This window comes from Kitasatospora sp. NPDC004289 (assembly GCF_053602875.1).
Window position 1 is genome coordinate 1 of the sequence record NZ_JBSGEL010000124.1, and the last position, 13,145, is coordinate 13,145.

Annotated in this window: 9 protein-coding genes; 4 read left to right on the top strand and 5 right to left on the bottom strand. The window is 70.4% G+C overall.

Annotated features, from left to right (window positions below; all coding sequences use genetic code 11):
* Window positions 1-57: 57 nt before the first annotated feature.
* Window positions 58-1,788, bottom strand: coding sequence for an ABC transporter family substrate-binding protein (locus ACWEPF_RS38410; RefSeq protein ID WP_452176300.1), 1,731 nt, complete (start codon window positions 1,786-1,788; stop codon window positions 58-60).
* Between the two features lie 272 nt (window positions 1,789-2,060).
* Between ACWEPF_RS38410 and ACWEPF_RS38415 the strand changes: the two genes are divergently transcribed.
* From ACWEPF_RS38415 to ACWEPF_RS38425, 3 genes are read left to right on the top strand one after another with little or no spacing between them, the layout of a single operon-like run.
* Window positions 2,061-3,044 (top strand): ABC transporter permease, encoded by a 984-nt coding sequence (locus ACWEPF_RS38415; protein ID WP_452176301.1) that lies wholly within the window; start codon window positions 2,061-2,063, stop codon window positions 3,042-3,044.
* Window positions 3,044-3,937, top strand: coding sequence for an ABC transporter permease (locus ACWEPF_RS38420; protein ID WP_452176302.1), 894 nt, complete (start codon window positions 3,044-3,046; stop codon window positions 3,935-3,937). The genes ACWEPF_RS38415 and ACWEPF_RS38420 overlap by 1 nt, the downstream gene beginning before the upstream one ends.
* Window positions 3,934-5,937: a dipeptide ABC transporter ATP-binding protein gene (locus ACWEPF_RS38425; RefSeq protein WP_449798819.1), complete on the top strand. Its 2,004-nt coding sequence runs from the start codon at window positions 3,934-3,936 to the stop codon at window positions 5,935-5,937. Before ACWEPF_RS38420 ends, ACWEPF_RS38425 begins: the two co-directional genes overlap by 4 nt.
* A gap of 16 nt (window positions 5,938-5,953) precedes the next feature.
* On the opposite strand, the gene ACWEPF_RS38430 is transcribed toward ACWEPF_RS38425, so the two are convergent.
* From ACWEPF_RS38430 to adhE, 4 genes are all read right to left on the bottom strand, one after another.
* Window positions 5,954-6,763, bottom strand: coding sequence for a phosphoribosyl-dephospho-CoA transferase MdcG domain-containing protein (locus ACWEPF_RS38430; protein WP_452176303.1), 810 nt, complete (start codon window positions 6,761-6,763; stop codon window positions 5,954-5,956).
* A 30-nt stretch (window positions 6,764-6,793) separates the two neighbouring features.
* Window positions 6,794-7,573 (bottom strand): pyruvate formate-lyase-activating protein, encoded by a 780-nt coding sequence (pflA, locus tag ACWEPF_RS38435; RefSeq protein ID WP_452176304.1) that lies wholly within the window; start codon window positions 7,571-7,573, stop codon window positions 6,794-6,796.
* A gap of 15 nt (window positions 7,574-7,588) precedes the next feature.
* Complete coding sequence (pflB, locus tag ACWEPF_RS38440; RefSeq protein WP_452176305.1) at window positions 7,589-9,856, bottom strand: formate C-acetyltransferase; 2,268 nt, start codon at window positions 9,854-9,856, stop codon at window positions 7,589-7,591.
* A 105-nt stretch (window positions 9,857-9,961) separates the two neighbouring features.
* Complete coding sequence (adhE, locus tag ACWEPF_RS38445; protein WP_452176306.1) at window positions 9,962-12,607, bottom strand: bifunctional acetaldehyde-CoA/alcohol dehydrogenase; 2,646 nt, start codon at window positions 12,605-12,607, stop codon at window positions 9,962-9,964.
* Window positions 12,608-12,817: 210 nt separating this feature from the next.
* Between adhE and ACWEPF_RS38450 the strand changes: the two genes are divergently transcribed.
* Window positions 12,818-13,015: a hypothetical protein gene (locus ACWEPF_RS38450; protein ID WP_452176307.1), complete on the top strand. Its 198-nt coding sequence runs from the start codon at window positions 12,818-12,820 to the stop codon at window positions 13,013-13,015.
* Window positions 13,016-13,145: the final 130 nt, after the last annotated feature.

Consider the following 13,145-nt stretch of genomic DNA (forward strand, 5'->3'; position numbering starts at 1 on the left):
CAAGGAGGTGGGAGTGCTCATCTCGAAGCAGGCTTCCCGCTTAGATGCTTTCAGCGGTTATCCCTCCCGAACGTAGCCAACCAGCCATGCCCTTGCCCAGCCCACCTTGGTGATGTCGGTGCTCGCCAGGCTGCTGGCCCCGAAGTTGGCCAGGCCCTTGCGCACCGCCACGATGCTCGGGCGCTGGTAGAGCTCCAGGGTGTGGGCCAGCTCCCAGATCTTGGCGTCGGCCTCGTTGTAGAGCTTGTCGGCCTCGGCCCTGTCCAGCGTCCCGGCGGCGGTGCGCAGCAGGGTGTCGATCTCCGGGGTGGCCAGCTTGGAGTAGTTCCCGAACACGTTGTCGCCCTGCGGGGCGCGGTAGTTGGGGACGCCGGCGGAGAGCGGGAAGGAGCCGGTGTTCCGCCAGCTGGCCAGGTCGAACTTGCCCTGGTTGATGTACTTGGCGAAGTACTCCTTGCTCGGCACCTTGTCCAGGGTGAGCTTCACGCCGACCTGCTGGAGCATCGACTGCACGGCGGCGGCCATGTCGAGCTGGGCCTGGGCCGAGCCGTCGCTGAGCACGTAGTGCAGCTCCAGCGCGGCACCGTCCTTGGTGCGCGGCTGGCCGGCCGCCGGCTCCTTCCAACCCGCCTTCTCCAGCAGCTCCTTGGCCTTGGCCGGGTCGGGCTTGGCCCAGTCGCCGGAGTTGTTCCGGTAGCCGCTCTGGTTGGTCATGTAGAGGTGGTTGTCGAGCGGCTTGAACTCCACCGGCACGCCCGCGTTCACGATCTTGATCAGCGCGGTGCGGTCCAGCGCCTTGGTGAGTGCCTGACGCACCGTCTGGTCGGCCAGCGCGCCGTTGCCGCCGAAGGAGATGTGCACCTCGTCCCACGGGGTGCCGGTGCGGATGACGCCGTCCTTGGCGTCCTTCAGCTGGCCGTAGGCGGTCGCGGTGCCGGCCGAGGCGTAGTCCACCTCGTTGTTGAGGAAGGCCTGGGTGATCGCGGAGCTGGCCAGCACCCGGTAGATGATCTTCTCCAGCTTGGGCTTCGGGCCCCACCACTCCGAGTTGGGCACCAGGGTGATGGTCTGCGCGGTCTTGTTCAGCTCCCCGATCTTGAACGGGCCGCTCCAGACCGGGACCTTCTCGACCCAGCCGTCGTTGAACGCCTCCGGGGTGGAGATCCCGGAGGCCGGCAGCAGCGGGTTGAAGAGGTTCTGCCAGTCCGCGTACGGCTTGTCGAAGGTGACCTTCACCTCCAGGGCGTCCGCGCCCTGCTCCACGCCGGAGATCTGCTCGTAGCCGGAGGAGTCGGCGATGTTGTAGGCCGGGTCCTTGCCGTTGGTGGCCTTCCAGACCGCCTTGAAGTCCTCGGCGCTCAGCGGCTTGCCGTCCGACCACTTGGCCTTCGGGTTGAGCTTGTAGGTCACCACCTGCGGCGACTTGGAGGTCACCTCGGCCGAGGCCAGGTACTCCGGCACCGGGGTGAAGACGCCCTTGGCGTCGGTGCGGAACAGCTGGGCCTGGGTGTAGCCCATGATCTCGACCGCGTCGCCGTACCGGCCGTCCACCTGGTACGGGTTCCACTGGGTGATCCACTGCTGCAGCGGAGGGTGGAACTCGCCGCCGTCCCGGATCTTGTCCAGCGGCTGCGGGTTGTTGTCCTCCGCGTCCTGGGTCGGCACCACGTTCTTCGCCACGTCGCCACCCGAGCCGGAGCCGGCCGAGCTGCAGCCGGTGACGGCGAGCGCCACGGCGGCGGCGAGCACGGCGAAACGGCGTAGGCGGGTGCTGGTGATGGAGTCCATGGGGTTCCCCCGGGAGATAGAGATTTTGGGTGCCGCCAGGTGTGGCGGGAGTTGAACGTGGGCAGCCAAGCGGTGTTCGGCCAGCAGAACGTAACAGCGGATCAGTGCTTCTACCAGGGGGTCTCATCCACACCTGATCAGACCGACACGTGGCGCAATACGGCGGCAACGTGCGCTTCGTAGTGCGCTGGAACACTGATCCAACCCACCTCAGAACAAAGGTAATTCGTCATGTCATCCAGGGTGCCGAGACCCGGCTCCGGTGGTGCGCGGTGATCCGCTACATAGCCAAGCGGCTCGGCTACCACGCCGTCCTGCTGGTCGTCGCCGTCTTCCTCGCCTACGCGCTCGCCAGTGCCGCGCTCGGCCCCCGGGCCTACTTCGAGGCCAAGCAGCCGCGCCCCTCCGCCGCCTCGGTGGACCGCCAGCTGACCGAGCTGAACATCAACGACCGCACCCCCGTGGTGGAGCGCTTCGGCACCTGGGCCGAGGGCCTGGTGTTCCACGCCGACCTCGGCCGCACCATCCACGACACCTCGGTGAACGAGGACTTCGGCCGGCGGATCTGGGTCTCGCTGCGGCTGCTGCTGGTCGGCAGCCTGCTCGGCATGGTGCTCGGCGTCGCGGTCGGCGTCTGGGGCGCGGTGCGCCAGTACCGGTTCTCCGACCAGGCGTTGACCCTCACCTCCTTCGTGCTGCTCTCCACCCCGGTCTTCCTGCTGGCCCTGCTGCTGAAGAACGGCGCGATCGCCGCCAAGGACGCGGCCGGCCACGAGGTGATCCCGTTCACCGGCTACGAGACCCCCGGCCTGACCGGCGGCATCGGCGCCCACCTGGCCGACTGGGGCCTGCACCTGCTGCTGCCCACCCTCTCGCTGGCCCTCGGCGGCCTGGCCGTCTACAGCCGCTACCAGCGCGCCACCATGCTGGACGTGCTCGGCTCCGACTACCTGCGCACCGCCGAGGCGAAGGGCCTGACCAGGCGTCAGGCCCTGCTCAAGCACGGGCTGCGGACCGCGATCATCCCGATGACCACGATGTTCGCCTACAGCTTCCTGGGCATCTTCACCGGCGCCGCCTTCACCGAGACCATCTTCGGCTGGCACGGCATGGGGGAGTGGTTCATCCAGGCGATCAACGAGCAGGACATCAACTCGGTGGTCGCGGTCAACCTGTTCGCCGCGGTGGTGGTGCTGGCCTCCGGCTTCCTGGCCGACCTGCTCACCGCCGCCCTCGACCCCCGGGTCAGGTCCTGATGACTGCCGTGCTCCCGCTCGCCCCGGCCGAAACGGCCGCCCCCGCAGGCCGCTCGCGCCTGGTGCTGCGCCGCCTGCTGGCCGCCCGCGGGGTCGTGATCGGCGCCGTCACGGTGCTGCTGCTCTTCCTGCTGGCCTTCCTCGGCCCGTACCTGACGCCCTGGGACTACGCCGCTCCGGACTACACCGCGCTGCGCCAACCGCCCTCCGGCCAGCACTGGTTCGGCACCAACGGGCTCGGCCAGGACGTCTTCGCGCAGACCGTCCGGGGCCTGCAGAAGTCCCTGGTGATCGGCCTGCTGGTGGCGGTCTTCTCCACCGTGCTGGCCGGCCTGGTCGGTGCCTGCGCCGGATACTTCGGCGGCTGGGTGGACCGCTGCCTGACCTTCCTGGTCGACCTGATGCTGGTCTTCCCCAGCTTCCTGATCATCACCATCATCTCGCCCCGGCTGAAGGGCTCCGGCTGGATCGCCTTCGTCGTCCTGCTGGCCGTCTTCAACTGGATGATCACCGCCCGGGTGGTCCGCTCGATGACCCGCTCGCTGCGCGAGCGCGAGTTCGTCCGGGCCGCCCGCTTCATGGGCGTCCACCCCCTGCGGATCATCCTGCGCCACATCCTGCCGAACGTCGCCTCCTTCCTGATCACCGACGCCACCATCACCGTCGGCGGTGCCGTGATGAGTGAGGCCGCCCTCTCCTACTTCGGCTTCGGCGTCCGCGCCCCCGACGTCTCGCTCGGCACCCTGCTCGCCGCCGGCACCGACCAGGCCCCGGTCTTCCCCTGGCTGTTCTACTTCGCCGCCGCCCTGCTGGTCCTCTTCGTCCTCGCCGTCAACCTGATCGGCGACGGCCTGCGCGACGCCCTCGACCCCACCTCCCGGAGTTCCCAGTGACCACCCCTCTGCTCGAAGTCGCCGACCTCGCCGTCGACTTCGGTTCCCAGCCGGCGGTCCGGGGGGTCGACCTGACGCTGCGTCGCGGGGAGACCCTCGGGATCGTCGGTGAGTCCGGCTCCGGCAAGTCCGTGACCGCGCTGGCCGTGCTCGGCCTGCTGCCGGGTGCCGCACGGGTCAAGGGCTCCGTACGCCTCGAAGGCCGCGAACTGGTCGGACTGCCCAGCCGTGAACTCGCGGGCCTGCGCGGCAACAAGGTGGCGATGGTCTTCCAGGACCCGCTCTCCGCCTTCACCCCGGTCTACCGGATCGGCGACCAGATCGTCGAGGCGATCCGGGTGCACCAGAAGCTGGACCGGGCGGCAGCCCGTACCAGGGCCGCCGAGCTCCTCGACCTGGTCGGCATCCCCGACCCCCGCCGGGCCCTGGACTCCTTCCCGCACGAGTTCTCCGGCGGCATGCGACAGCGCGCGATGATCGCCATGGCCATCGCCAACGACCCGGACATCCTGCTCGCCGACGAGCCCACCACCGCCCTGGATGTCACCATCCAGGCCCAGGTGCTGGACGTGCTGCGCACCGCCCAGCGCGAGACCGGCGCGGCCCTGGTGCTGGTCAGCCACGACCTCGGCGTGATCGCCGGGATGGCCGACCGGGTCGCCGTGATGTACGCGGGCCGGGTGGTGGAGACCGCCCCGGTGGACGAGCTCTTCGCCCACCCCCGCCACCCCTACACCCTCGGCCTGATCGGCGCGGTGCCCCGGCTGGACGGCGCCCGCGGCGCCCTGGTGCCGATCCCCGGCCAGCCGCCCGCCCCGGGGACGCTCGGCGGCGGCTGCCCGTTCGCCGACCGCTGCCCGCTGGTGGAGGACCGCTGCCGTACCGAGGAGCCCGCGCTCACCGGCGACGGCGACCACCTCGCGGCCTGCCTGCGCGCCGACTTCCTGGCCGCCACCCGCCCGGCCCCGCAGGAGGTCTACCCCGTCCCGCCGCTGCCCGAGCCCGACCTGACGCCCCGTGAGGAGCGCGAGCAGGTGCTCGCCGTCACCGGCCTGACCAAGACCTTCCCGGTGCTCAAGGGCACCGTCTTCAAGCGCCGGGTCGGTTCGGTGCACGCGGTGGACGGCGTCGAGCTGGACCTGCGCCGCGGCGAGACCCTCGGCCTGGTCGGGGAGTCCGGCTCCGGCAAGTCCACCACCCTGTTCGAACTGCTCGGCCTGACCGCCCCCGAGGCCGGCCGGATCGAACTGCTCGGCCACGACACCGCCACCCTCACCAAGGCCGACGCCCACCGCCTGCGCGGCGAGGTGCAGATCGTCTTCCAGGACCCGATGGCCAGCCTCGACCCGCGCCAGCCGGTCGGCGACATCATCGCCGAACCGCTGCTCGCCCAGCGCGCCCCGCGCGAGCTGATCGACCGTCGGATCCCCCAGCTGCTCCGCCAGGTCGGCCTGGACCCGGCCCACGCCGGCCGCTACCCGCACCAGTTCTCCGGCGGCCAGCGGCAGCGGATCTCCATCGCCCGGGCGCTCGCCGTCGAGCCCAAGCTCCTGGTCCTCGACGAACCGGTATCCGCCCTGGACGTCTCGGTCCAGGCCGGCGTGCTCAACCTGCTCCAGCAGCTCAAGGCCGACCTCGGCCTGGCCTACCTCTTCGTCTCGCACGACCTCTCGGTGATCCGCCACCTCTGCGACCGGGTCAGCGTGATGTACCTCGGCCGCACCGTCGAACAGGGCCCGGTCGCCGAGGTCCTCGACCACCCCCGCCACCCCTACACCCGGGCCCTGCGCTCCGCCGTCCCGCTCCCCGACCCGGCCGCCGAACGCGCCCGCACCCGCACCCTCCTCCCCGGCGACCCGCCCTCCCCGACCGAACGCCACACCGGCTGCGCCTTCCGCACCCGCTGCCCGCTCTACGCCGAACTCCCGCCGGAGAAGCGCCCGGTGTGCGAGCAGACGACCCCGCCGCTCACCGACGGAGTCGCCTGCCACCACGCCTGACCGGGGCCGCCTCCGGTCAGGCGCTGCGCAGCTGCCGGGGGAACCAGGGGTCGCCGACCAGCTTCGGGCCGTCCGGGGTGTGCAGGGTGAGGGACTGCGGGGAGGTGGAGTACTCGGCGAGGGAGACGGAGCCGTGCCGGGTCTCCAGCTCGGCCTCGATCCAGACCGGGAGCTTGCGCAGCTTGCGGCGCAGCAGCAGGGCGTCCCGGCGGCTGAACGGGAGCGGGCTGCGCAGCAGCAGGCGCAGCGGGCTCTCGGGGGCGGTGACGGGGACGCCGGTGGCGAGTTCGCAGCCGACGGCGCCGATGGGGCCCCAGCTGAGGTTGTAGCTCTCGACCACCGCGCCGGCCTCCGGGAGGACCGCCAGGGCGGGCACTCCGAGCTGCCGGTCCTCTGGCAACTGCGCGAGGCGGTCCGGGAGTTGCTCGGGGGCGAGGGTGAGGGCGACGGCCGAGCGCGGGGCGTAGGCGGCGACCCGCTGGTCCGGCCGGGGGCCGTGCAGGGCGACCGGGATCCAGCTCTCGGCGGTGGCCGAGCCGTCCCGGGTGCAGTGCACCCGGGTGGGGGAGAGGCCGGCGATGGCCGGGGCGCGGCGGACGGTGACCCAGGGGTTGCCGCGCAGCAGGGTGCGGGCCCAGGTGGGCAGCGGCTCGCCGCCGGAGACCGTGCGCCGCAGGGAGGAGGGGCAGTGCAGCAGCAGCAGGTCGTGCGCGGTGGGCGTCCGGCCGTCCATCGCCGGGACCGGCCCGACCACCCGGCGGGGGCGGCCCGGGTGCTCGTCGGGGTCGTCGGCCCTGCGGCGGCGGCGCGGCACTGCGGTGGTCATCGGGGTTCTCCTTCTTGAATTGTGGTGCCGTCAGACGGCGTTGAGGCCGTGGCGGGTGAAGACGCCGCGGGCGGCGGCCACCTGCTCGGGGGTCGGCGAGGGGGTGTCGGCGAGCGCGAAGTCCTGGCCCAGTGCCTCGTACTTGGCCGCCCCCAGCTTGTGGAAGGGCAGCACGTCCACCCGGGAGACGTTGCCCAGCGAGGCGGCGAAGCCGGCCACGCCCTCGACGTTGTCGACCGGATCGGTCAGCCCGGGTACCAGCACGAAGCGGAGCCAGACCTCCTTGCCGAGGTCGGCGAGCCGCCGGGCGAAGTCCAGGGTGGGCTCCAACGGCCTCCCGGTGACCTTGCGGTAGAGCTCGCGGTCCCAGGACTTGATGTCCAGCAGCACCAGGTCGACGTCGGCCAGCATGTCGTCGGTGGCCCGGGCGCCGAGGAAGCCGGAGGTGTCCAGCGCGGTGTGCAGGCCGAGTTCGTGCTTGTAGCGGTGGAACAGCTCGCCGGCGAAGGCCGGTTGGAGCAGCGGCTCGCCGCCGCTGATGGTGGCGCCGCCGCCGGAGGCCCGGATGAAGGTGGTGTACTTCGCGGCCTCGGCCACCACCGCGTCGGCGGTGGTGCGCCTGCCGTTGCGCATCTTCATGGTGTCGGGGTTGTGGCAGTACAGGCAGGTCAGCGGGCACCCGGCCAGGAAGGTGACGAACCGGGTGCCCGGGCCGTCCACACCGGTGGAGAGGTCCCAGGAGTGCACCGAGCCGGTGAGCGCACCGGTGAGCGCGCCGACGGGGATCTCGGTTCCGAGGGTGACGGCCATGACGGGATCTCCTGCCTAGAGCGAGCCGTGGAACGTGCGGTTGAGCACGTCGAGCTGCTGTTCGCGGGTCAGCCGGACGAAGTTGACGGCGTATCCGCTCACCCGGATGGTCAGCTGCGGGTAGTTCTCCGGGTGCTCCATGGCGTCCAGCAGCGTGTCGCGGTTGAGCACGTTGACGTTCATGTGGAAGCCGTCGGAGGCCATGTAGCCGTCCAGCACGCCCGCGAGGTTCTTCACCCGCTCCTCGGGGGTGCGGCCGAGCGCGTCGGGGGTGACGGTGTTGGTCAGCGAGATGCCGTCCTCGGCGTGCTCGTACGGCAGCTTGGCGACCGACAGGGCGCTGGCCACGTAGCCGTGCGCGTCCCGGCCGTTCATCGGGTTGGCGCCCGGGGAGAACGGCTCGCCGGCCCGGCGGCCGTCGGGGGTGTTGCCGGTCTTCTTGCCGTAGACCACGTTGGAGGTGATGGTCAGCACCGACTGGGTGTGCTCGGCGTTCCGGTAGGTCGGGTGCTTGCGCACCTTCTTCATGAACTCCTCGACCAGCCAGACGGCGATGGAGTCCACCCGGTCGTCGTTGTTGCCGTAGGCCGGGTACTCGCCGTCGATCAGGTAGTCGGTGACCAGGCCGCTCTCGTCCCGCACCGGGGTGACCTTGGCGTGCTTGATGGCCGAGAGCGAGTCGGCGGCCACCGAGAGGCCGGCGATGCCGCAGGCCATGGTGCGGCGGACGGCGCGGTCGTGCAGCGCCATCTCGATCCGCTCGTAGGCGTAGCGGTCGTGCATGTAGTGGATGACGTTGAGCGCGTGGACGTAGGTCTCGGCCAGCCACTCCATCTGCTGGTCGAAGCGGGCCATCACCTCGTCGTAGTCCAGGACCTCGGAGGTGATCGGGCCGCTCTCCGGGCCGACCTGGGCGCCGGACTTCTCGTCCCGGCCGCCGTTGACCGCGTAGAGCAGGGTCTTGGCGAGGTTCACCCGGGCGCCGAAGAACTGCATCTGCTTGCCGACCGCCATGGCCGAGACGCAGCAGGCGATCGCGGTGTCGTCGCCGAAGCGCGGGCGCATCAGCTCGTCCGACTCGTACTGCACGCTGGAGGTGTCGATCGACACCTGGGCGCAGAACTCCTTGAAGCCCTGCGGCAGTTGCGGCGACCAGAAGACCGTCATGTTCGGCTCGGGGGCCGGGCCGAGGTTGTAGAGGGTCTGCAGGTAGCGGAACGAGGTCCTGGTCACCAGCGGGCGGCCGTCCTCGCCGACGCCGCCGATCGACTCGGTCACCCAGGTCGGGTCGCCGGAGAACAGCTCGTCGTACTCGGGGGTGCGCAGGAAGCGGACGATCCGCAGCTTGACGATGAAGTCGTCCACCAGCTCCTGGGCCTGCTCCTCCGTCAGCACCCCGTTCTCGATGTCCCGCTGGAGGTAGACGTCGACGAAGGTGGAGGTGCGGCCGAGCGACATCGCCGCGCCGTTCTGCTCCTTCACCGCCGCCAGGTAGGCGAAGTACAGCCACTGGATCGCCTCGCGCCCACTGGTGGCCGGCCCGGCGATGTCGTATCCGTAGCTCGCCGCCATCTGCTTGAGCTCGCCCAGCGAGCGGATCTGCTCGGAGAGCTCCTCGCGCTCGCGGATGGTCTCCTCCAGCAGCGCCGGGTCGGTGGGCGCGGCGTCCAGCTCGGCCTTCTCGGCCAGCTTGGCCTCGATCAGCCGGTCCACGCCGTAGAGCGCGACCCGGCGGTAGTCGCCGATGATCCGGCCGCGGCCGTAGGCGTCCGGCAGCCCGGTGACGATGCCGGCCTTGCGGGCGGCCCGGATGGCGGGGGTGTAGGCGTCGAAGACCCCGGCGTTGTGGGTCTTGCGGTACTCGGTGAAGACCTTCTCCAGCTCCGGGTCGACCGGGTAGCCGTACGTCTCCAGGGCGCCGGCCACCATCCGCCAGCCGCCGTAGGGCATGATCGCCCGCTTCAGCGGGGCGTCGGTCTGCAGGCCGACGATCAGGTCCTTGTCCCGGTCGATGTACCCGGGGGCGTGCGCGGTGATGGTTGAGGGGATGTCGTACGCGACGTCGTAGACGCCCTTGGCGCGCTCCTCGGGGAACTTGTCCGTGATGGCCTTCCACACCGCGGTGGTGCGCTCGGTGGGCCCGGCCAGGAAGGAGCTGTCGCCCAGGTACGGGGTGTAGTTCTGCTGGATGAAGTCACGGACGTCGATGGCGTCACGCCACAGCCCGCCCTTGAAGCCCGCCCAGGCGCCGGCGGCCGTCTTCTCGATGTGCTGGGTGCTCATGTCTGCTGCTCCCGCTCTTGGATTCCGAGCCCTACGTGTACATTGTGAATCCATTCACAAAGTCACATGGGCTCGGAAGGTCCTGATTCGTAGGGACTTAGGGCCTCAGACCCGGTCGCCGTAGTAGGCCTGCCGCATCAGCTGCTGCATGTCGGCGATCATCGGCATCCGCGGGTTGGCCGGGGCGCACTGGTCCTCGTAGGCGTACATCGCCTGCTGCGGCAGCGCCTCCAGGAACGACGCCTCGTCAACTCCCGCTCCCTTGAAGGAGTCCGGGATGCCGACCTTGGCCCGCAGCTCCTCGACCGCCTGCGCCAGCGACTCCACGCCCTGCTCCGGGCTGCCGGCCGGCAGGCCGAGCATCTTCGCGATCGCCTGGAACCGCTCCGGGGCCACGTAGCTCCGGTACTTCGGCCAGCTGGTCACCTTGGACGGGGCCGCGCCGTTGTAGCGGATCACCTGCGGCAGCAGGATCGCGTTGGTCCGGCCGTGCGCGACGTGGAAGGTGGCGCCCAGGGTGTGCGCCATCGCGTGCACCACGCCGAGGAAGGCGGAGCCGAAGGCCATCCCGGCGATGGTCCCGGCGTTGTGCATCTTCTCCCGGGCCACCGGGCTGTTCGGGCCGTCGGTGACGGCCTGCTCCAGGTTCTCGAAGATCAGCTTGATGCCCTGCAGGGCCAGCCCGTCGGTGAAGTCGTTGGCGTAGACCGAGACGTAGGTCTCGATGCAGTGCGTCAGGGCGTCGAAGCCGGAGTCGGCGGTCACGTCCTTCGGCAGGTTCGTGGTGAGCGCCGGGTCGCAGATGGCCACGCTCGGGGTCAGCGCGTAGTCCGCCAGCGGGTACTTCTGGCCGGTGGCCGAGTCGGTGATCACCGCGAACGGGGTGACCTCCGAACCGGTGCCCGAGGTGGTCGGGATGCAGACCAGCTTGGCCTTCTCACCCAGGTCGGGGAAGGTGAAGGCGCGCTTGCGGATGTCGAAGAACTTCTCCTTCAGGTCCGCGAAGACCGTCTCGGGGTGCTCGTACATCAGCCACATCACCTTGGCCGCGTCCATCGGCGAGCCGCCGCCCAGCGCGATGATGGTGTCCGGCCGGAAGCCGCGCATCAGCTCGGCGCCCTTCTCCACCGTGTCGATGCTCGGGTTCGGCTCGACGAAGTCGATCACCCGCACCTCGACCGGCTCGGAGCGGCGGGCCAGGATGCTCCGCACCCGTTCCACGTGCCCGATCTCCACCATGGTCCGGTCGGTCACGATGACCACCTTGCGGGCACCGCGCATGTCGGCCAGGTACTTGACGGAGTTGCGCTCGAAGAAGACCTTCGGCGGGATCTTGAACCACTGCATGTTGGTGTTGCGCCGCCCGATCCGCTTGATGTTCACGAGGTTGAGCGCGGTCACGTTCCCGGAGACCGAGTTGGCCCCGTACGAGCCGCAGCCCAGCGTCAGCGAGGGCATGAAGGCGTTGTAGACGTCGCCGATGCCGCCCTGCGAGCTGGGTGCGTTCCAGATCACCCGGCAGGCCTTGACGGCGTGTCCGAACTCCTCGGCGAAGGCCTCGTCCTCGGTGTGCACCGCGGCCGAGTGGCCCAGCCCGTGGAACTCCACCATCTCGGTGGCCAGCTTCAGCCCCTGCTCCCGGGTCTCCGCCCTCAGCACCGCCAGCACCGGGCAGAGCTTCTCCCGGGTCAGCGGCTCCTGCGGCCCGACCGAGCCCACCTCGACCAGGATGATCGAGGTCTCCGCCGGCACCTCGAAGCCCGCCGCCTCGGCGATCTGCTGCGGCGACCGGCCGACCACGGCCGCGTTCAGCTTGGCCCCCGCGCAGTTGCGGTCCTCGCCGACCCCGAAGACGTACGCCTCCAGCAGCGCCTTCTCCGCCTCGGTCGCCACGTACGCCTTGAGCTTGCGGAACTCGGCCATCGCCGGCCCGTAGACCTCCTGGTCGAGGATCACCGCCTGCTCGGAGGCGCAGATCATCCCGTTGTCGAAGGACTTGGAGACCACCACGTCGTTGACGGCCCGCTTGAGGTCCGCGCTCTTCTCGATGTACGCGGGCACGTTCCCGGCGCCGACCCCGAGGGCCGGCTTGCCGCAGGAGTAGGCCGCCTTCACCATCGCGTTCCCGCCGGTGGCCAGGATGGTGGCCACCCCCGGGTGGTTCATCAGCGCGCCGGTGGCCTCCATCGAGGGCTGCTCGATCCACTGCACGCAGTGCGCCGGAGCCCCGGCCGCGACCGCCGCGTCCCGGACGATCCGGGCCGCCTCGGCGGAACAGCCCTGCGCCGAGGGGTGGAAGCCGAAGACGATCGGGTTGCGGGTCTTCAGCGCCACCAGCGCCTTGAAGATGGTGGTCGAGGTCGGGTTGGTGACGGGCGTGACGCCGGCGACCACGCCGACCGGCTCGGCGATCTCCACGATCCCGTCGATCTCGTCCCGACGCACCACCCCGACGGTCTTCATGTCCGCCATCGAATGGGTGACGTGCTCGCACGCGAAGATGTTCTTCACGGCCTTGTCCTCGAACACCCCGCGCCCGGTCTCCTCGACCGCCATCACCGCCAGCCGGGTGTGCGCGGCCAGTGCGGCCAGCGAAGCCTTCTTGACGATGTGGTCGACCTGCTCCTGGGTGAAGCCCGCGTACTCCCGCAGGGCCTCCTGACCACGGGTCACCAGGATGTCGACCGCTGCCGCGGCCTCGGACGGGGCGGGGGTCTCGGTCGCTGCGGCTGCGGACTTCTGGCGGGCCATCTCGCTCACCTCGGGGGACGAGTGCTGCGTGGCGCCCCGGCGACGCTGCCGGAGGCGGCTGACAGCTCCACCCTCCGTCTGCGGCAGATCAGGCGGCTACGGGCCTTGGCACGTACTTCCGAGGGACCAAGGGCTCCACCTCCGGGAGCCGTTCGGGCAGGTGGCGGCGTACGGTGGCAGTGCAGTGCGGACCGACCCGAGGAGGACGGCATGGGCATCTTGGACAGGTTCCGGCACAAGGCCCAGGACACGCTGGACCCGAGCGAACGCCAGCGCCTCGCCCACGACGAGGCCGCCGACGCGTTCGCCGACACCCCGCAGCGCTCGGCGATGGAACGGATCGAATCCACCGAGGACGACCGCCGCGCCGCCGACCAGATGACCGCCGAAGGCGACCCCTGGGACTAGCGGGCTGACGGTCGGCAGGGCAAGCGCTCAGGGGCGCGAGGAACTGCGCGAATCGGAAGGCGGCTCACCTGCAACTGAGGCTCCGTCAGCCAGTTGCACGTGCTGCCGTCCCCCTTCGCGCAGTTCCTCG

What these genes read in the sequence shown, in the direction of transcription:
- ACWEPF_RS38410 (WP_452176300.1), bottom strand. Translation starts at nt 1,788, where the DNA reads ATGGACTCCATCACCAGCACCCGCCTACGCCGTTTCGCCGTGCTCGCC.
- ACWEPF_RS38420 (WP_452176302.1), top strand. Translation starts at nt 3,044, where the DNA reads ATGACTGCCGTGCTCCCGCTCGCCCCGGCCGAAACGGCCGCCCCCGCA.
- ACWEPF_RS38430 (WP_452176303.1), bottom strand. Translation starts at nt 6,763, where the DNA reads ATGACCACCGCAGTGCCGCGCCGCCGCCGCAGGGCCGACGACCCCGAC.
- pflA (WP_452176304.1), bottom strand. Translation starts at nt 7,573, where the DNA reads ATGGCCGTCACCCTCGGAACCGAGATCCCCGTCGGCGCGCTCACCGGT.
- pflB (WP_452176305.1), bottom strand. Translation starts at nt 9,856, where the DNA reads ATGAGCACCCAGCACATCGAGAAGACGGCCGCCGGCGCCTGGGCGGGC.
- adhE (WP_452176306.1), bottom strand. Translation starts at nt 12,607, where the DNA reads ATGGCCCGCCAGAAGTCCGCAGCCGCAGCGACCGAGACCCCCGCCCCG.
- ACWEPF_RS38450 (WP_452176307.1), top strand. Translation starts at nt 12,818, where the DNA reads ATGGGCATCTTGGACAGGTTCCGGCACAAGGCCCAGGACACGCTGGAC.